Raw genomic sequence first — 19141 nt, forward strand, 5'->3', positions numbered from 1 at the left:
ATTACGCCGCCTTCTTCAGCGTCTCCATGTCGATGACGAAGCGATATTTCACGTCGCTTTTCAGCATCCGGTCGAACGCGGCGTCGATGTCCTGCATCGAGATCATCTCGATATCGGCGACGATGCCATGATCGGCGCAGAAATCGAGCATTTCCTGCGTCTCGCGAATACCGCCGATGAGCGAGCCCGCGATGGCGCGGCGGCTGAAAATGAGGTTCGCCACGTTCGGCGACGGATGCGGCTCGGACGGCACGCCGACGAGCGTCATGGTGCCGTCGCGTTTCAGCAGCGCCGTGAACGCATCGAGGTCGTGCGGCGCGGCGACGGTGTTGAGGATGAAATCGAAGGAGTTGGCATGCGCTGCCATCTCGGCCGGATTGCGTGAGACCACCACTTCGTCGGCGCCGAGGGACAACGCTGCTTCGCGCTTCGAGGGAGACGTCGTGAAGGCCACGACATGCGCGCCCATCGCGTGCGCCAGCTTGATGCCCATATGGCCGAGGCCGCCGATACCCACGATGCCGACCTTTTCGCCCGGCATGATGCCCCAGTGGCGCAGCGGCGAATAGGTCGTGATGCCCGCGCAGAGCAGCGGCGCCACGGCGGCGAGGTCGGCCTCGTTGTGGCGGATCTTCAGCACGAAGCCGTCCTTCACCACGATGGACGCCGAATAGCCGCCGAAGGTATTTTCGACGCCGCCCTTCATTGCGCCGTTATAGGTCTGGATGAAGCCGTGCTCGCCCTCGCAATACTGCTCATCGCCCTCCTTGCAGGACGGACACTCGCCGCAACTGTCGACCATACAGCCGACGCCGACGATGTCGCCCGGCTTGAACGCGGTCACATGATCGCCGACCGCCGTCACGCGACCGACGATCTCATGGCCGGGAACGAGCGGGAAGCGGATGCCCGGCCATTCGCCGCGCGCGGCATGCAGGTCGGAATGGCATACGCCGCAATAAAGGATGTCGATTGCGACATCATGCGCGCCGGGTTGGCGCCGTTCGAGGGAAAACGGCGCGAGCGGCGCGGCGGGCGTGTGCGCCGCGTAAGCTTTCGTTTGCATGGGATATCTCCAATCAGAGGGCAAACACCGATGCTGGCAATTTAGGCGTGCGTCGGCGATCCCGCCTATCACATGCAGGTGTATTCGAGATCCTCCAACTGCGAGAGAAGTTCGTCGTCCTCGATCAACTCCTTGAGCGTCGGCAGATAGTTGTGCAGCACGCGCAGATCGTCGTAGCCCTTTGCGTTGAACTCGGCGCGTTTCTGCTGGAAATAGGCCCAGAAGGGATTTTCCGCCGCTTCGATATAAGGCTGCAACGCGTCCATCATCTTCTCGGCGCGTGCATTGCAATCGATGTTCTTGAAACTCACGTAGCGGTCGATCTGCTCTGACATCCGGTCCTGTTCCTGCCTGAATCTATGCGCAACGCGGTGCGGCAAACACCGGTCTGCCTGAAGAAAACGCGCCAAACCCGTCAAGCCGCACAGGCGCGCTACGGCCGCAATCTAGATGAACCGACCTTCGAAGGGAACGTCTGCATCCGATCGCCATCCCGTTCCAGGGACGCCGGGCCTTTTTCACCATACAACAACCGAAATCGGAAGAATGTCACGCAGGCGACATTCCGCGCGTTTTCCTGAAGCCGCCTTATCCGAAATCGTCTTCCGCCAGCGGCTTATCTCGAAGTGATTTCCTTTTGACCCTGCGCACGTGCGGAAACGGCTACACCAAAACGTGAGGTTGATCCTCGTCAACCTCGCACTATTCTGCCGGCTCTGTGCCGAGGTTGTAATGCGTACCCTTGCCTTGCTGTCCGTCCTGCAAAGTATGACAACAGGCGCCTATATCGCGTCCTGCGTGGAAGCGCGCGCGTCAGCGGTCGAGTGGGTCTTCGCCATAAGCCTCGCGATCATGAGCGCGGTTTTCGCCTGTTATGTCGCGGTTGAGCGCGGCGGGCGCTGAACAGTCCTCTCGATGAGCGCCCTTCCCTGCCCGTTGAGCGCGGCGGGACCGCTCACGAACCGGCTGCCCTTCTCGTAAAATCGGAGGGGAAGGTCCGCGTCCCGCGTGATGCCGATGCGCGTGCTCGTGCCGATGTCGCCACCCGCCGCCCCGTCCGCCCCGAGCCAGAGAGCACCGCTTACGCAAAGATCGGCGCCGTCGTGGCTGCGGTCTATGGCAAGCGCGCTGGCAAGCCGCCCCGGCCCCCGCAGGAGATCACGCGTCGGAACGTCCCCGCGATGGCGCTTCATCGCGTCGAGCCCCGCAATGGGTTCGGCCGCACGGATGAGCACCGCTTCGCCCACGCCCACGACCGCATTCGTCACGTTCAGCATCCAGCAGACGCCATAGGCGCGATACACATAGGCGTGGCCCGGCGGCCCGAACATCGTGCGATTGCGCGGCGTCGGCCCGCGAAAGGCATGGCACGCGGCGTCATCGGCAAGGTAAGCCTCGGTCTCCACGATACGCGCCACGGCGAGGCCATCGGGAAGCGCACGGAGCACGAGCTTGCCGATGAGAAAGCGGGCGAGGTCCGCCGTGCCTGCGGGAAGCTCATCGCGGGAAAGCGGGCGTGCGATCTCATGCATGCCTCAAGCATAGAAAAAAGCGAGGCGATTACCAAGCCTCCCGCTTCATCTCTTCGCCCGGTTGCACAAGGTAAGCCCAGAGCTTATGAAAAGGCCATCGACACGGGGCTGTCGGCGCCTCGGTTTCGGCGTCACGGAGGAACACATGACGGGCACGGCACAGCAGGGGCTTTATTTCGAGGATCTGTCCGTCGGGCAGGAAGCCAGCCTCACGAGCACGGTGAAGGACGAGCACATCACCGCCTTCGCGGAAATTTCCGGCGACACGAATCCCGTTCATCTCGACGAGGCGTTTGCCGCGACGACGCCGTTCAAGCAGCGCATCGCGCACGGCATGCTGTCGGCGGCCTATATATCCGCCGTGTTCGGCACGAAGCTGCCCGGCCCCGGCTGCATCTACATCTCGCAGACGCTGAACTTCAAGGCGCCGGTTCATATCGGCGACGAAGTCGTCACCACGGTGCGGATTACGGACTTGATCACGGAAAAGAGACGGGCAATCTTCCACACTGAGTGCAAAGTGGCAGGGAAAGTTGTTCTCGTCGGCGAGGCCGTAATCATGGTTCCGTCGCGCGAACCGAGGCAGAAGTAGCTTTTTCCAGCGGCCGCAGCGGGAGCTCCCGCGCGGCACGCGGCAAGCTCCGAGTGAGGTGGAATGGACATCGTCCACGGGTGGCATGAAGTTCCCGCCTCCGCGAAAGGTGCGTCGCTCGCGATCGGCACCTTCGACGGGGTTCATCGCGGCCACCGCGCCGTGCTCCACGCCGCGCAGGAAAAGGCCCAGGAAGGCCGCCTGCCGATGGGAGCGATGATCTTCGAGCCTTATCCGCGCAAGTTCTTCCAGCCGCAAAAGCAGCTGTTCCGCCTTACGACGCTTCAGCGCAAGCTCGACCTGCTTGCGGCCTATGGGTGCGGCTTCACGGCGGTTATCCCGTTCGACGCGGACCTCGCGGCGCTCTCGGCGGAAGCCTTCGTTGCGCAAATTCTGGTCGACGCCTTCGCCATCAGGCATGCGAGCGTTGGCTATAATTTCTTCTTCGGCAAGGGCCGTGGCGGCAATCCAGACGTGCTTGCCGCGCTCGGCCGGAAACATGGATTTGGGGTGACGGTGGTGTCGGCACAGGGTTACGCAGGCGACGTGTTTTCATCGACGCGCATCCGCGAACTGCTCGCGGAAGGCGATGTGGCCGCTGCGGCTGAGATGCTCGGCTCGTGGTGGCGGATTTCCGGGCCCGTCGAGGGCGGGGCAGGACGCGGCAAGGTGCTGGGCTACCCGACCGCGAACATTCGCCTCGAAGAGGGCGTGTCGCTGAAGCACGGCATTTACGCGGTCAACGCCTATGTGGACGGCCGCAAGGTGCAGGGCGCGTCCTATCTCGGCACGCGGCCGACCTTCGACGCCGGGCAGCCGCTGCTCGAAACCTTCCTCTTCGACTTCGATGACGACCTCTACGGCAAGACCATCGAAATCGAGTTCATCGCCTACATCCGGGACGACGCCAAGTTCAAGTCGCCGGAGGCGCTGGCCCAGCAGATGGCTATCGACGTGGCAAAGGCGAAGGAGATCCTCGGCCGCGCTGGCGGTTCTTCGCCATCGGATGGCGACGCCGCGTGACGCTGGCGCTCGCCTGCGCATGCCCTTGGCTTGCAAGGCGATGGGGGCGCCGCGCCGTGGCGCTCCTTACTGCGCGGGGATGGCGCGCGCGCCCTTCCGGTCGGCGCCCCCTTTCCCCTTATGCAGTGCCGGGTGATTGTCCGGCAGGAACACCGTGACCGTGGTGCCCGCGCCCGGCGTCGAACGCAAATCGATGCGGCCCTTGTGCAATTCGACGATGCTTTTCACGAGCGTGAGACCAAGCCCCGCGCCGCGATGCCGTGAGCCCTTGCTGCGGCTTTCGAAGCGATCGAACACACTCGCCTGTTCTTCCTCCGGGATGCCGAGCCCCGTATCCTGAACGCTGATCGCAACGCCGTTCCGCTCCCGGCGGCAGGCAAGCGTGATCGTGCCGTCTTCCGGCGAGAAGCCGATGGCGTTGGACAGGAGGTTGTAGAGGACCTGAATGAGACGGTTCGAGTCCGCCATCACCGTCCCCGCGCCGCTTGCGATATGCACGTCAAGATTCACGTTCGCGCGGCTTAGGCGTTCGCGTACACCCAATTCCGCCGCCTCGATGAGGGTCTCGATCTCCACCGGCGCGAGCTTCAGGTCGAGCGCGCCCGCGTCGAGTGCTGCGAGGTCGATGATGTCGTTGATGATGTTGAGCAGCACCTCGCTCGACGTCTTGATGTGGTCGAGATATTCGCGCTGCTTGTTGTTGAGCGAACCGAAAGCAGGCTCGGCCAACATGTCGGTAAAGCCGATGATCGTGGTGAGCGGTGTGCGCAGCTCGTAGGACACGTGGCTGAGGAAGGCCGTTTTCAGCCGGTCGGAGGCTTCGAGCGCCTCGTTCCTTTCAAGCAGCACCTCTTCGAAGCGTTTTCTGTCGGTGACGTCCGCGAAGGTGACGAGCGTACCGCCATCGGGCAGCGGCGTCACCACATAGGCCAGATGGACGCCGTCGCTTTTCGCAACCGTGCCGCTGAAAGTGTCGCGCGCTTCCGGCATGCCCGTGATGGCTTCGCGCAGCGTGTGCCAGAAATCGGGGTCGGGTGCGAGCGTGTCGCTCGCCTTGCAGATGTCCTCAAAATGCGGCTGGTCCCCGAGCATCTCCTCAGGCAGCGCCCAGATGGACTGGAAGGAAGGGTTGTGGAGGTCGAGCCGCCCGTCCGCACCGAACACGGCGATGCCTTCGCTCAGGTGGTCGAGCGTCTCACGCTGGCTTTCGATAAGCGTATGGAACTGGCGTTCGAGCGCAAGCTTCTCCGTCACATCATCGAACAGGTAGGTCAGGCCGCCATCGTCGCGGCAATCCTTCACCACATGCACGGTGCGGCCATCGGGGAGATGCCACAATTCGTCGAGCGTCCGGGTGCGGTCGAAGGCGAGAATCTTGCCGTCGCGCCATTTGCGGTAGTCGGGTTGCTCTGGCAGGAGGCGGCGCTGGCGAAGCTGATCGAAGAACTCGGACGCCGCAGGCTTCGCGGCGAGCCACGCGATTTCGAGATCCCAGATCTTGGCGAACGCCTCGTTGAAGTAAAAAAGCGAGCGGTCCACGCCGAATACCGCGACGCCGGTCGACACCTTGTCGAGAGTCCGGGCGTTGGCGGCGATCTGCCGTTCAAGCTCGTCGCGCTGCGTCTTCAGCATTGAGACGTCGAGCGCCGCGCCTCCGCTGCCTCGTTCGATCGGGGCCGCTATCGCCTCGTAGGTTTGCACGCCGCCGTTGACGATCGTCTGAAGCTTGATGCGTCCCGGCTTCTTGGCCTGGCTCATGCGGTGCAAGTCGGTTCGCTGCCGCGTCTCGAAAAGCTCGATCTGCTTGTCGATGGCTTCCTCGCGGTTCTTCGCGTCGATGGCTGAGACATAGGCCGTGTTGACCCATGTCAGCGTGCCCCTCGCATCGCGCAGCCAAACGGGCGTCTGGATGGCGTCGAGAATGCCCTCGCGATCCTGGATGGCCTGCTTGAGCCGCTTGTTGTCCCCGATGAGCCGGACGAGTTCCTTGTTGACCGGCGAAAATGCCCGGATGCGCATGACGGTGTCAGCGCCGGAAACCGCGCCCGCGATCTCGATCACATGGCCCTCAAGCGTGCTTGCGTTGGAAACGAACCCTTCGCCGCGCGATTGCAGCCGCGCCAGATTCTCCGCGGCAAGGCTCGCGTCGTCCGGATGCAGCCACGAACCGAATCTGAGCAATTGCGTGAGCTTTGACGGTACGCCGACTGTCCCCTGCATGGTGTGCAGCGCGAGCCGGGCGTGACTGTCGCTCCAGATCACGAACACCTGCGGTTCAAGCGCCGCAAGCGCCCGGAAATTTCCCTCGATGGTGAAAAGCGCGTCGAGCCTTGCGCTCTGGCGCAGGAGCTGCTTCGCGCGGTGACGCGACTGTTCCCGGAAGATGAAAGCCAGCACACCGAAGGCGGCGGCAACGCCGCCGAGCAGGGCGACGATCAGCAGCAGATCCGCGCTTCCGAACGGACAGGACACGGGCGCCGCGTCAGTCGCGGCCGTCGCGGTACCGTGGAACAGCGCAAGCCAGCACGAGGTAACCGCGGCTACCCCCGCTGCCCGCCGGTACCATACCCGGAAATCTCGCATCGTTTTCTCCCGCGGGGACGGACTGGCAATTCGCACATATGCCGAGTCGAGTGTTAGTTTATCGTTAATTTTTTGTTGGCGAGGTGCAGAAAGCGCCACCTGCTCAATCATACGTGGAAATCCTGACGTGGAACATTCAGATACATGAAATCTCTTACGTTGCGCCCCAGGTTGTAATATGACTTTGACCTTGGGGGCAGACCATCCGTGCGGCCCAATCCCGCAGGACAATCAATCGCCGGGTTAGATGTGATAGAGCGCAGGCCGAACCCTTCGCAGACGGAGCGGGGACGACATGATACTCTGGAAATCAATCTTCGCTCGTTGGACATTTTTGTCCTAGTCGCGGAATGCGGCGGCATAAGCGAGGCTGCGCGCAGAGCGCAACTTACCCAGTCCGCGGTAAGCCAGATCGTTGCCAATCTCGAACAGTCGATCGGCGTGCAGCTTTTCGACCGTCAGGTGCGGCCGATCGCATTGACGCCCTCGGGCGCGGTCCTTCTGGAAAAGGCGCGGGGCGTGCTTCTTGGGGCGAGAGAGGCCATTCAGGCTGCAAGAGCGCCCGCCATGGCGGCGTTGCCCAAGCTCAATATCGGTCTCGTCGACTCGCTCGCGGGCACCATCGGGCTCGAACTGGTTTCGAGTCTGCGCGGCATCGCCGCGCTCTGGTCCGTGCAGATCGGCCTTCATAGCCAGCATCGCCGTGCGCTTCTCGGCCGCGAGGTGGATGTCATCATTTCACCGGACCCTCTCGAAGACCAATCCAATCTCGAACGGCATAAAATTCTGCGCGAACCGCTCATTCTCGCGGTACCGCGCGGCATCAATACCAACATCGACGATCTCGGTGCGCTCGCCCGAGAGCGGGACATCGTCCGTCTCAGTTCCAGAACCATGCTCGGACGCGAGGTGGACCGGCTGTTGCGCCGCCTTCGCATCGAGACCACTGGGCGCGCGGAGTTCGACGATTCCGAAACCGTGCTTGCCATGGTGGCGTCGGGAATGGGGTGGTCGATCCTGACCCCGCTTTGCGTGCTGCGAGGGCAGGCTTTCTGGCGGAGCGTGACCTTCGCCCCCATGCCGAGCATGATCGCGTCCCGAGAGATCCACGTTCTCGCCCGGGAAAGAGAGCTTGGCGATATTCCTCGCCAGGTGGCTCACACTGCGAAGGCGGCGATTGCCCGGCGCATGAGCGAAAAAATCGCGCCGGACTATCCATGGATCATGGACGCGTTGACCTTGCCGGGCATTTCTGTGGCGCGGCGGGAAGAAAAGCCCGATCTATGGCACGCAAACGCGGGCTGAGCCGCCGGCTTGCTGAAAAGCCGCGCCTCCTATCCGCTTGATGAATTTGTGCCCCCCGTCTCCTGATCGCGACGGCGGCATTCCCATCCGGTCGCAGCGTCTCGAAGCGCGGCACGACGCTGTGGATTCGTGTCGTCAGATCGACGCCGATTTAACAGGCGAACGGTGCGCTTTTGGCTGGATTAAAAGCGCACTCCATCTTGGTCGCACCCTTCCGCACCTCAAGCCACCAAAGCCGCCGACTCATCGGCGGGGCGCAGTTGAAGTGCATGGTTCTAGAGCTGACGCTCGACCATGAGCTTTTTCAGCTCGGCGATGGCCTCACCCGGGTTCAGGCCCTTCGGGCAGACCTGCGCGCAGTTCAAGATCGTGTGGCAGCGATAGAGGCGGAACGGATCTTCGAGGTTGTCGAGACGCTCGCCGGTGCGTTCGTCGCGGCTGTCCGCGATCCAGCGGCGCGCCTGAAGGAGCGAAGCGGGGCCGAGGAAGCGCGCGCCATTCCACCAATAGGACGGGCAAGACGTCGTGCAGCAAGCGCAAAGGATGCATTCATAGAGGCCGTCGAGCACCGCGCGGTCGTCACGGCTCTGAAGCCATTCGGTCTCCGGCGGCGGCGAATCGGTCTGAAGCCACGGCTCGATGGAGCGATGCTGCGCGAAGAAATGGCTGAGGTCGGGAATGAGATCCTTGCTGACGCTCATATGCGGCAGCGGATAGATCTTCACGGTGCCGGAAATTTCCTTGATGGGCTTCGTGCAGGCCAGCGTATTGGTGCCGTCGATGTTCATCGCACACGACCCGCAAATGCCCTCGCGACAGGAGCGGCGGAAGGCGAGCGTCGGATCGATCTCGTTCTTGATCTTGAGGATGGCGTCGAGCACCATCGGGCCGCATTCCTTGAGGTTCACCCAGTAGGTGTCCATGCTCGGATTGTGGCCCGTGGTCGGATCCCAACGATAAATCTCGAACCGCTTCCAGTCTTTCGCCTCCGCCCCCGGAGAATTCCAGGTTTTGCCTTTGCGAATTTTCGAGTTTTTCGGCAGCGTGAGCTGAACCATGGCGGCTCCAGACGGGATGCGAAATTTCGGCGGTTGGTGATATGTGGCAGCCAACGCCGCGAGAGGCAAGGTCTACATATGCCGCACGGCCGAGCTGCCGCTTGGTTTATGCACCATCAGATTAGAGTAAATCAAGCCGCGTGCCCACCACGGGCCGCGACCATATCCTTCTCAAGCCAAAGATCAAGCTCGGCGAGCGCGCGTTTCGATAACGCTTTCTTGCGGGCCGCGCCTTTCGCTTCGCCTCGCACCTTTTTCTGCGGCTCCGAAAGCGGCGGAAACAGACCGAAATTCACGTTCATCGGCTGGAAGCTTTTCGGTCCGCCTTCGATGGTGTCGGAGAGATGCCCGCCCGTGATATGCGCGAGAAGCGCCCCGAGCGCGGTCGTCTGCGGCGGGGGAAGCGGATCGCTTCCGCCAAGTTCGGCGGCGGCGAAGCGGCCCGCGAGAAGGCCGATGGCCGCCGATTCGACATAGCCCTCAACGCCCGTCACCTGCCCCGCGAAACGCACATGCGGCGCGGCCTTCAGGCGAAGCGCTCCGTCGAGCACCTTCGGACTGTTGAGGAAGGTGTTGCGGTGAAGCCCGCCAAGCCTGGCGAAAACCGCGTTTTCGAGGCTGGGGATCATGCGGAATACGCGCGTCTGTTCGCCGTGCTTCAGCTTGGTTTGAAAGCCGACCATGTTCCACAGCGTGCCGAGCGCGTTGTCCTGCCGAAGCTGAACCACGGCCCAAGGCTGCCTGCCGGTGCGCGCATCCATCAAGCCCACGGGCTTCATCGGCCCATAGCGAAGCGTATCGCGCCCGCGTTCCGCCATCACCTCGATGGGAAGGCAGCCCTCGAAATAGGGCGTCTTCTCCCATTCCTTGAAGCTCGTCTTCTCGGCGGCGAGCAGCGCGTCGATCAGCGCTTCATACTGGTCGCGATCGAGCGGGCAATTGATGTAGTCCTTTCCCGTGCCGCCGGGGCCGGGCTTGTCGTAGCGCGACTGCATCCATGCCACGTCCATGTCGATGCTGTCTGCCAGCACGATGGGCGCGATGGCGTCGAAGAAAGACAGTGCGTCCTCGCCGGTCGCCGCAATGATCGAGGCGGAAAGCGCGGGCGAGGTCAGCGGGCCGGTTGCAATGATCGTCGCTCCCCATTCGGCGGGAGGCAGCGCATCCACTTCGCCGCTCGCGATCTCGACATTCGGATGCGCGCGCAGCCGCTCTGTCACCTCGGCGGAGAACGCATCGCGATCTACCGCCAGCGCGCCGCCCGCGGGCAGCTTGTGCCGCGCGGCCGCGTCCATGATGAGCGAGCCCGCGCGCCGCATCTCCTCATGCAGGAGGCCGACCGCGTTCGTCTCGTGATCGTCGGAGCGGAAGGAGTTCGAGCACACGAGTTCCGCGAAGCCACCCGTCTTGTGCGCTTGCGTCTGACGCTCGGGCCGCATCTCGTGCAGCACCACGTGCGCGCCGCGCTCCGCCGCCTGCCATGCCGCTTCAGAGCCGGCAAGGCCCGCGCCGACGATGTGTAGTGTTGATTTCGAGGTCATGTTTTCTTTTTTGTGGCTGTGTCGCGACAACCTAGGTGAAAATCCGGCGCCACTCAACGGCGAGCCTTGCTCCGTTCGAGCCATAAGTTAGGTTGCGGCCATCGGCGGAATGGAGTTTTCATGCGCGCCTTCTCCATGGCACTTGTGTTCGCGATGCTTGGCGGCCTTTCCGCCTGCACGTTCGATCGCGAGGGCTCACCTGAACTTCACTTCGCCGACTTCAAGAGCGAACCGCCGCGAAAGAACTCTGTCTGGCTGTGTCACGCCTATGGCTGCCAGCAGAAGACGAAGGTGACTTTCGGCGCAAGGCAAATCAACGAGATCGCCGCGCTGATGGCGAAAACGAAAAAGGCCGACACGTCGCAAGAGGAGCGCCGCGCCATCGCCTACGCCATCGCTTCAATGTACGTGTGGACAGGCAACATCGTCGGCACCATCAAGGACCGGCCGGGGATGGATTACGACGGGTCCGGCGATCCGACGCAGATGGACTGCGTGGACCACTCCACGAATACGACGAGCTTCCTGCTCGTGCTCCAGTATCACGGCCTTCTGAAGCATCACACCGTCGGGCGCCCGTTCGCGAGGGGCGACACCCTCAAGAGCCTGAACCGCTGGCCGCACTGGACGGCGATCCTCACACAGAACGACACCAAGTCGCGCTGGGCCGTCGACAGTTGGGTGTACGCCATCGGCGAAAACCCGATCGTGATCGAGGCCGACACCTGGTATAATCTCGGCCTCGACGATACGCCCAAGCCGCTGACTTGAGCTTCTGCGCTTACGAAAAGGGCCATGAAGGCCCCGCCTTGATGGAGCGATTGCCTACATCCCAGCGTAGGTCGGGCCGCCGCCGCCTTCCGGCGTCGTCCAGTTGATGTTCTGGGACGGGTCCTTGATATCGCACGTCTTGCAGTGGATGCAGTTCTGCGCGTTGATCTGGAAGCGCGCTTCCCCTTCGGCGCTCGTCACCACCTCGTAAACCGCCGCCGGGCAATAGCGCTGCGCGGGCTCGGCATAGAGCGGCAGGTTCTTCCCAATCGGGATGCTCGGATCGGCGAGCTTGAGGTGAACCGGCTGGTCTTCCTCATGGTTCGTGCCCGAAAGCGGCAGCGACGACAGGATGTCGAAGGTCAGCTTTCCGTCCGGCTTCGGGTAGACGATAGGTTTGCAGTCCTTCGCGGGCTTAAGTGTGGCGTAGTCCGGCTTGCCGTGGCTGAGCGTCGGCGACAGCGCGGGCACGAGCTTGTTCAGCCACATGTCGACGCCCGCAAGGAACGAGCCCAGCATCGTGCCGTAGCGCGAGAGGAGCGGCTTCACGTTGCGGATCTGCTTCAGGTCTTTCGCGATGGGGCCGGTACGCACCGTGTGCTCGTAAGCCGTAAGTTCGTCGCCGGCGCGACCGGCATCGACCGCCGCGAAGGCCGCTTCCGCCGCCGCGATGCCCGACAGCACCGCGTTGTGCGAGCCCTTGACGCGCGGCACGTTTACAAAGCCCGCGCTGCAACCGAGCAACGCGCCACCAGGGAACGTCAGCTTCGGGATCGACTGCCAGCCGCCCTCCACGATGGCGCGCGCACCGTAGCCGATGCGCTTGCCGCCCTCGAAGACCGGCGCGATGGCCGGATGCGTCTTGAAGCGCTGGAACTCATGGAACGGGCTGAGATAGGGGTTCTGATAGTTCAGATGCACCACGAAGCCGACGGCCACGAGATTGTCGCCGTAGTGATACATGAACGAGCCGCCGCCAGTCTTGTCGTCGAGCGGCCAGCCAAGCGTATGCTGCACAAGACCCGGCTTGTGGTGTTCGGGCTTGACCTGCCACAGCTCCTTCAGGCCGATGCCGTATTTCTGCACGTCCGAATTCGCGTCGAGCTTGAACTTGCCGATGAGCTGCTTTGCGAGCGAGCCGCGCGCGCCCTCCGCGATGAGCGTATACTTGCCGAGCAGCGCCATGCCGCGCACGAAGTCGTCCTTCGGCTTGCCGTCGCGACCGATGCCGAGATCGCCCGTGCCGACGCCGATCACCTTGCCGTCGTCATCGTAAAGCACTTCCGCGGCCGGAAAGCCGGGATAGATTTCGACGCCCAGCGCCTCGGCCTGCTCGCCGAGCCATTTCACCAGCGCGCCGAGGCTGCCGATATAGAAGCCTTCGTTGCGCATCGCGGGCGGCAGCAGATGATGCGGGAAGCCCGAAGACTTCGTATCCGTGAGGCGGAGGAAGACGTCTTTCGTCACCTGCTGTTCGAGCGGCGCGCCCCGCTCTTTCCAGTCCGGGATGAGTGCGTTGAGGCCGATGGGGTCGATGACCACGCCCGAAAGGATATGCGCGCCTACCTCCGAGCCTTTTTCGAGAACGACGACGGAAATTTCCTTGCCCGCCTTTTCGGCAAGCTGTTTCAGCCGGATCGCCGCAGACAGCCCGGCCGGGCCGGCACCGACGATGACGACGTCGAATTCCATCGTCTCGCGCTCGGGAAGGGCTTCCTCTTCTGCGACTTCCGCGACTTCGTTCTCTTCCATGGGTTCCTCCCGGCCGAAGCGGCCCCGCGCTCCATCGCGCGCTCAACGCATCAGGCGAACCCGCCGTGGCGCGACTGGTATCAAGAGTTAGAGCAGATCTTTGTTGCACCGCACTGAGATTGGTGTCCTACGGGAAAAGTGCTTCCCCGCCAACTTGATTATTCGTCTAAATCATGGGCAATCTCACCGGCATGCGCGCGTCTTCCGAGAATGCTGCAATTCTGCTCGAATGGTATCGGGCAATGGGGGTCGAGGAGGCCATCGCCGAGGAAACACGCGACTGGTTCAGCGAAATTCCGCGCGCGGCTTCTTTCCCTATAGGTATAGACGTTGACGCTAACGTCAATCGGAAACCACTCCCCCGCGAGCGGGCGGATTTGCCGCAGCCCGCAGCGAATTCCCGCACAGTGCCCCATGAGCATGCGCGAAGCCCGAGCGCCGTCCCATCGCGTGATGTGATTTCCAACGACGTGATGGCGGCGCGTGAACTCGCCCGCAGCGCCCGAAATCTCGACGACTTGCACGCGCTCCTCGAAAACTTCGAGGGATGCGGCCTCAAGGCCACCGCAAGCCGTCTTTGCCTGTCGCGCGGATCGCCCTCGGCGCCGCTGATGCTCATCGGCGAAGCGCCCGGCAAGGATGAAGACCGGCAGGGCCAGCCCTTCGTTGGCCGCGCGGGTCAGCTTCTCGACCGCATGCTCGCCGCCATCGGTCTCACCGAAGCCGACTTCTACATCACCAATATCGTGTTCTGGCGTCCGCCCGGCAACCGCACGCCCTCGCCGGAAGAAGTGCAGGTCTGCCAACCGTTTGTAGAAAGACAAATTGAACTCATTGCGCCCAAGATCGTTATGTTTCTAGGAAATGCTGCGGCCAAGCAGCTCACTGGAGCGACCGAGGGAATCATGAAGCTGCGCGGAAAATGGCTGGAGCTGCCGGGGCACCCCGGAACGCGAGCGATGGCGACGCTGCACCCGGCCTATCTCTTGCGCACGCCCATCGCCAAGCGGCTCGCCTGGCGTGACCTGCTCGCGGTTCGCGAGGCGCTCGACGCGCTCAAGGGCCGCTCATGAGGCCGCCCGCAACGGCCCAGCGCATCGGCATCGTCGATGTGATGCGGATCGTGATCCCCGTCGCGGCGCTGGCGCTCTACGCAGCCATCACCTTCCTCGGCGGACAGGCGATCAAGGATCAGCCGCCGCTGTGGCTGTCGCTCGTCGTCTTTCCCATCCTGTTCGCAACCGTCATCGCGGCGGTCGTCAGCGCCGAGGAGATCGCGCACGAAATCGGCGAGCCGTTCGGCACGCTCGTGCTCACCATTTCGGTGACGGTCATCGAGGTGGCGCTCATCATGGCGATCATGCTCGAAGACAAGGGCAATCCCACGCTGGCGCGGGATACGGTTTTCGCCGTTGTCATGATCGTCGCCAACGGCCTCGTCGGGATCTGCATGCTGGCTGGCGGGCTCCGTTATTACCAGCAGGATTTCGAGTCGAAGGGTGCGAACGTCTATCTCGCGGTGCTGACCGCGCTCTCCATGCTGACGATGGTGCTGCCGAATTTCACCGTTTCGTCAGCCGGGCCGGTCCTGACCTCATCGCAACTCATCTTCGTGTCGATCATCACGCTGCTGCTGTACGCGCTGTTTTTGTACATTCAGACGGTTCGGCACACTGAGTTTTTCAAAGTCGAAATCGAGGATGACGATACCGGGAAAAAGGGGCACGGCCTTCGCATCCGCGCGCCGATCCTGCTGGTCGCCTCGCTTCTGGCCGTGGTCCTGCTGTCGAAGACGTTCACCGCCTCGCTGCAAGGCATTCTGACGCAACTCGGAGCGCCGGAACCGTTCCTCGGCTTCCTTGTCGCGCTGCTGATCCTCTCGCCGGAGGGCATTACGGCGGTGCGGGCCGCGCGGATGAACGAGCTTCAGCGGTCGATCAATCTGGCGCTTGGCTCGTCGCTTGCCACCATCGGCATGACGGTGCCTGCGGTCGCCGTCATCACCATCTTCACGGGCAAGGATCTGATCCTCGGCCTCGGCTCGGAATCGATGGTGCTTCTGTTCCTGACGCTGCTCGTGAGCGTCTACACCTTCGGTACCGGGCGCACGAACATCCTGTTCGGCTTCCTGCACCTCATCATTTTCGCGACTTATATCTTCCTGATCTTCGTTCCCTAGGAGCAATGCAGGACGGGTTCAGCTCAGCACGAGCTTTCGCCCGAAGGGTGCGGCGGCGCTGGCGAAGGCTTCCGGCACGGCCCATAGCACGGGAAAGCGCGGGCGAAAGCGCGCGGGGCCATCGAGGTCGGTCAGCACCACCGCGATGTCGGGCGCGTATTTGTCGGCTTCCATGAGCAGCGGCGTGAAATCGGTGTCGCCGCGCCCGTCAAACTCGATCTCGCGCAGGTTCGACACCCCGGGCTCGTAGCGAACCACTTTCCGCACGCGGTCGTCGCCGATGATGAGCATCATCCCGGCCTCCTGACGCCGCGTGATGGCCTCGATCTCCAGCGCGAAACGGTCGAGCAGCTTCTCGTCGACCGAGCCCGACACGTCCACCACCACGACAAGGCGCGGCACGGGCTTCGCAAGGCTGAACCCCGGCTCGAACGGCATGCGCCGCGTGCCCATGCGGCCCTGATTGGCGATGTAGGAGCGCGCGGGACGCGACCATGACAGGTCGAGCTTTTTCGAGAGCGCGCGGGCCAGCTGCGAGCGAAGCGCGCGCTCCCACGCCGTCTTGATCTTCGGCAGGTCGGCGATGAGCGCGCGCAGCATCGAGTGCATGCCGTCGCTGGCGTGGCTCCGCTGGATTCGCTCGCTCCATTGCCGCGCGGCCTGCGCCTCCGCTTCGGGGGGCGCTTCGGGATCGGGCATCGGCACGAGGTCGCGAAGGCTGCCCGCGCCCATCGCGCGGGCCGTCGCCGCTTTGGGGCCATCCTTGCGCTCGTCGGGCTTCGTCTGTTGCGCCTGCTGCGTCTCCCGGCCGTTCTTGCCGTCGCGACTTTCCTCCGAGCCGCCCTGCTTCTCGCGGCGCTGGTCGCGCTTGCCGCCTTTCTCCGCCTGCTGACGGTCGTCGACGGCGCGATAAAGCCGCTCCACATCCCATTCGAGCAGCGATTTCTGCACGTCCTCGCGGATATTCAGCGCGTTGCGCAGCAGCTCGTCGAGATAGACCGAGCGGTGCGGCAGCCTGAGCCACGTGAGATGCGACAGTGAACTGTTGACGATGGCGTCGGCGCAGATGTTGAAGAGGTCGAGGTCGACGTCTCCGACGAGTTGCTGCAATTCCAGAAAGCGTTGCGGATGCCGCAGCGCGATATGCAGCACCTCATGGGCCACGAGGCCGACCTGTTCCGCCAGCGGCGTTTCCGTGAAGGACGGCCCGTAGCGAAGCGTGGTCCCATCCGTCGAAACGACAGGGGCTGCGGGGTCGGCCACGTCGAGATGCTTCACCCAAAGTGCGAGGCCGCCGGTCGAGGGCGCGAACTCCACCATGCGCTGTATGGCCCGCGTGCCGCGATGGCCGGGCGGGAGACCGCCGCCCGCGCCGAAGTCGATTGCGGCACTGCCGTCAGGCATAGCTAGGCTCCTTGGCGCGCGCCTCGGCATAGCGGCCATAGGCCGGGCTTTCGAGGATCGCGCCCTCAAGCCCGATCGAAAGCGCCTTCTGCATGATGAGTTCCATGGCCAGCGTCTGCACCTCGCGAAGCGGCAGGCGGATTTCCGCCTTCACCTCGGGCAGCTGCTCCACGATTTCGAGCGCGCGCGCCACGCTGTCGCTGTCGGTGCAAGCCGCGAGAAGCCCATAGGTCATGCCGTAAAGCCCGTCGAGCGAGCGCGGCAGCAGCGCCGCCGTCTCCGCGCCTGGCCTCGCCTCCATGAGCTTGAAAACGTCGACGCTCGCCTGAATTTCGCGCAGCACGCCGAAGAATTCCGCCGCGTTCGACGCTCCGATTCGGCCCTGCACGAAAATGCGCTTGGCGTGCTCGGACATCTCGGACTTCAGCACGTTCGAGATGTCTTCCCAGCCGCGCGGGCTGGAGCCGATGAGGTGATCGTTGGAAAGCTGCGCGTCGGTGTCGTCGAGCTTGTCGGGGCGCACCTTGAGATAGGCCATCACCTCCGGGGCGAAATCGTTCGCCATCGCATGATCGAGGAAGGCGTCGATCACAGTCTGCACGTGGAAGTGGAACATGCGATCGGCGAGCGCGGTGCCCATGTCGTGACAAACGGCGCCGTGGAAACTGGCATTGCCGGCCGCGATCACCTGCCAGCCGTCCGGCAGTTCGTAATGTCCCACGCGGCGGTCGAGGATAAGGGAATAGGCCGAGATTTGCAGGCGCTGGTCGGCAGCCGTCAGTTCGTCGAGGAAAAGGATGCCTTGCGGCTGGTCGCGGCCGGGCAGGAACTCGGGCGGGAACCAGACGGTTTTCGCGAGCGAGTCGTCCGCATAGATGGCGCCGCGAATGTCCACCGGCTCGATGGTGGTGAGACGAAGATCCACGAGCGGCACGCCGTAGTGAGCGGCGACCTGGCGCACGATGGACGATTTACCGACACCGCGCGTCCCCCACAGCATCGTCGCCCTGCGGCGCAGGACGGGGTTTGCGAACTGCTCGATCAACGCCGCTTTCGCGGTCGCGATCGAGACGGGGGGCACGTTCATCGGGTTTCCGGCCATTCCTCACCCTTCAGCATAATGTTGTTCAGTATACCCGCAATGCGCGAATGGTTTTCTTGTTCCGCCGGATTTAAAAAACTTAACGCCTAGTTATCATGACTTGATCTTTCTTCTCGCCAGGTCAGGCTGGCTCGGGGTCAAGCTGAATCCATCGGGAGGCTTTCAGGCGCCGCGGCATCGGCGGAATCTCGATCTGTGGCAGCCTTCGCATGCAGAACACCGAAGCCATGAGGAGAGGCGGCGCGTTGAAGATCAGCATGCGCAGCACGGAGTCTTCCGACAGTTCCAGACGCGAGGACAGCGCCGCAAGCGTGATCAGCGTGAGGCTTACCAGCAACGGCAGCGAGCGCCGGAAGGCGACGCCCCAGCGAGCCCGGTAGAGCCGGTCGTGGAAGCGCGCGGGCGCATCGCCGAAGGTCTGCACGAGATGCTCGACCATCCTGTCGAGGTTCAGCTCGGCGCGGCGGCTGCGGTCTGGCTCGCGGCCCGATGTTTTCAGAATGCCGCGCCAAGTGTCCCGCCGCCTGCGGATGAGGCTCCAGTTCCAGCCGAGCACGGCGAGCAGATCGTCCGGCAAGCGCATGTGCGCGCCTTCGGGCGGCAGGATCTCGATCACCGTTTCGGGATCGGCTTTCACGGTCGGCGCTGTCGCCGTCACGGTAAGGTCGCCGAGCGTCGCGGCCATGTGGGTCAGGGCCTTCTGCGTCGCGGGCATGCCGGTTGGCGTCAGGCCGCTGCCCCGGAGAAGGCGCCAGCATTTCACCATCTTGAATCCGGGCCCGAAACGGAACTGGCTTGCCGACGGCACTGTGTCGAAGCAAGCCAGCATGTCGGAGAGATCCCGGCCTTCGATTTCGAGGCGCGCCTCGAAATTCTCCGGCGCGCAAGAGCAGACGGTCGTGCGTTTCAGCTTGTGCGTGGTTGCGGGACCGCTGGCGCAATGGAGTTCGAGCGTTTCCGTATAGGTGGGCGCGTCCTCGGTCTCGCCGACGCGTTCGACGGGCTTGAAAACCAGGCGCCGTTCCTGTCGGTTGGTGGCCTGCAAGTCCGGATGCAGTCCGCGCCGCGTGAAGGGCGCGACGAGGCCCAGTATTTCATGATGGGAAAGGGGATGCGCAGCCAAGTCAAACTCCGGTCGAACAGGTTAGCCAGCAAGCCGGACGCTGTTTGTGCGGGCCGCGAGTGCCTTTCTCCCGGACCGCGTCTTCATCGGCCGCTTTGCATCATTCTAAA

General features: G+C 63.3%; 17 protein-coding genes. 7 read left to right on the forward strand and 10 right to left on the reverse strand.

Annotation, left to right across the window (positions count from 1 at the left end):
* Window position 1: 1 nt before the first annotated feature.
* Window positions 2-1066: an NAD(P)-dependent alcohol dehydrogenase gene (locus EK416_RS00325; RefSeq protein ID WP_127075177.1), complete on the reverse strand. Its 1065-nt coding sequence runs from the start codon at window positions 1064-1066 to the stop codon at window positions 2-4.
* A 68-nt stretch (window positions 1067-1134) separates the two neighbouring features.
* Window positions 1135-1401, reverse strand: a complete 267-nt coding sequence (gene cowN, locus EK416_RS00330; protein ID WP_127075179.1) for a N(2)-fixation sustaining protein CowN — start codon at window positions 1399-1401, stop codon at window positions 1135-1137.
* Between the two features lie 397 nt (window positions 1402-1798).
* Between cowN and EK416_RS17600 the strand changes: the two genes are divergently transcribed.
* Entirely contained in the window at window positions 1799-1969 is a 171-nt protein-coding gene (locus EK416_RS17600) for a hypothetical protein (RefSeq protein WP_164729781.1), read from the forward strand.
* Here the strand turns inward: EK416_RS17600 and EK416_RS00335 are convergent.
* Window positions 1939-2598 carry a DNA-3-methyladenine glycosylase gene (locus tag EK416_RS00335; protein WP_127075181.1) on the reverse strand — a complete coding sequence of 220 codons (660 nt, stop codon included), beginning with the start codon at window positions 2596-2598 and terminating at the stop codon, window positions 1939-1941. The genes EK416_RS17600 and EK416_RS00335 overlap by 31 nt on opposite strands.
* A gap of 145 nt (window positions 2599-2743) precedes the next feature.
* On the opposite strand from EK416_RS00335, the gene EK416_RS00340 reads away from it, so the two are divergent.
* Both EK416_RS00340 and EK416_RS00345 read left to right on the forward strand, forming a co-directional pair.
* Window positions 2744-3190, forward strand: a complete 447-nt coding sequence (locus EK416_RS00340; protein ID WP_127075183.1) for a MaoC family dehydratase — start codon at window positions 2744-2746, stop codon at window positions 3188-3190.
* 63 nt (window positions 3191-3253) lie between these two features.
* Window positions 3254-4213 (forward strand): bifunctional riboflavin kinase/FAD synthetase, encoded by a 960-nt coding sequence (locus tag EK416_RS00345; protein ID WP_127075185.1) that lies wholly within the window; start codon window positions 3254-3256, stop codon window positions 4211-4213.
* A 66-nt stretch (window positions 4214-4279) separates the two neighbouring features.
* Here EK416_RS00345 and EK416_RS00350 read toward each other — a convergent pair whose 3' ends face one another.
* Window positions 4280-6796 (reverse strand): sensor histidine kinase, encoded by a 2517-nt coding sequence (locus EK416_RS00350; protein ID WP_164729782.1) that lies wholly within the window; start codon window positions 6794-6796, stop codon window positions 4280-4282.
* 324 nt (window positions 6797-7120) lie between these two features.
* Between EK416_RS00350 and EK416_RS00355 the strand changes: the two genes are divergently transcribed.
* Window positions 7121-8101, forward strand: coding sequence for a LysR family transcriptional regulator (locus tag EK416_RS00355; protein WP_164729783.1), 981 nt, complete (start codon window positions 7121-7123; stop codon window positions 8099-8101).
* Window positions 8102-8376: 275 nt separating this feature from the next.
* On the opposite strand, the gene EK416_RS00360 is transcribed toward EK416_RS00355, so the two are convergent.
* Both EK416_RS00360 and trmFO read right to left on the reverse strand, forming a co-directional pair.
* Window positions 8377-9159, reverse strand: coding sequence for a succinate dehydrogenase iron-sulfur subunit (locus EK416_RS00360; RefSeq protein WP_127075191.1), 783 nt, complete (start codon window positions 9157-9159; stop codon window positions 8377-8379).
* Window positions 9160-9290: 131 nt separating this feature from the next.
* Window positions 9291-10700, reverse strand: a complete 1410-nt coding sequence (trmFO, locus tag EK416_RS00365; protein WP_127075193.1) for a methylenetetrahydrofolate--tRNA-(uracil(54)-C(5))-methyltransferase (FADH(2)-oxidizing) TrmFO — start codon at window positions 10698-10700, stop codon at window positions 9291-9293.
* 120 nt (window positions 10701-10820) lie between these two features.
* On the opposite strand from trmFO, the gene EK416_RS00370 reads away from it, so the two are divergent.
* A complete protein-coding gene (locus EK416_RS00370) occupies window positions 10821-11471 on the forward strand; it encodes a hypothetical protein (RefSeq protein WP_127075195.1) in 651 nt (216 codons plus the stop codon).
* Between the two features lie 54 nt (window positions 11472-11525).
* On the opposite strand, the gene EK416_RS00375 is transcribed toward EK416_RS00370, so the two are convergent.
* Window positions 11526-13223 (reverse strand): electron transfer flavoprotein-ubiquinone oxidoreductase, encoded by a 1698-nt coding sequence (locus EK416_RS00375; RefSeq protein ID WP_127075197.1) that lies wholly within the window; start codon window positions 13221-13223, stop codon window positions 11526-11528.
* Window positions 13224-13396: 173 nt separating this feature from the next.
* Between EK416_RS00375 and EK416_RS00380 the strand changes: the two genes are divergently transcribed.
* Window positions 13397-14296, forward strand: coding sequence for a uracil-DNA glycosylase (locus EK416_RS00380; protein ID WP_127075199.1), 900 nt, complete (start codon window positions 13397-13399; stop codon window positions 14294-14296).
* Complete coding sequence (locus tag EK416_RS00385) at window positions 14293-15402, forward strand: calcium:cation antiporter (protein ID WP_127075201.1); 1110 nt, start codon at window positions 14293-14295, stop codon at window positions 15400-15402. The genes EK416_RS00380 and EK416_RS00385 overlap by 4 nt, the downstream gene beginning before the upstream one ends.
* Window positions 15403-15420: 18 nt before the next feature.
* Here the strand turns inward: EK416_RS00385 and EK416_RS00390 are convergent, their stop codons facing one another.
* The 3 genes from EK416_RS00390 to EK416_RS00400 form a co-directional block, all read right to left on the reverse strand.
* Window positions 15421-16806, reverse strand: a complete 1386-nt coding sequence (locus EK416_RS00390) for a vWA domain-containing protein (RefSeq protein ID WP_127075203.1) — start codon at window positions 16804-16806, stop codon at window positions 15421-15423.
* Window positions 16799-17908 (reverse strand): AAA family ATPase, encoded by a 1110-nt coding sequence (locus EK416_RS00395; protein WP_127075205.1) that lies wholly within the window; start codon window positions 17906-17908, stop codon window positions 16799-16801. The genes EK416_RS00390 and EK416_RS00395 overlap by 8 nt, the downstream gene beginning before the upstream one ends.
* A gap of 121 nt (window positions 17909-18029) precedes the next feature.
* Complete coding sequence (locus EK416_RS00400) at window positions 18030-19031, reverse strand: hypothetical protein (RefSeq protein ID WP_127075207.1); 1002 nt, start codon at window positions 19029-19031, stop codon at window positions 18030-18032.
* Between the last annotated feature and the right edge of the window lie 110 nt (window positions 19032-19141).

The sequence above is a fragment of the Rhodomicrobium lacus genome (assembly GCF_003992725.1).
GTDB lineage: Bacteria > Pseudomonadota > Alphaproteobacteria > Rhizobiales > Rhodomicrobiaceae > Rhodomicrobium > Rhodomicrobium lacus.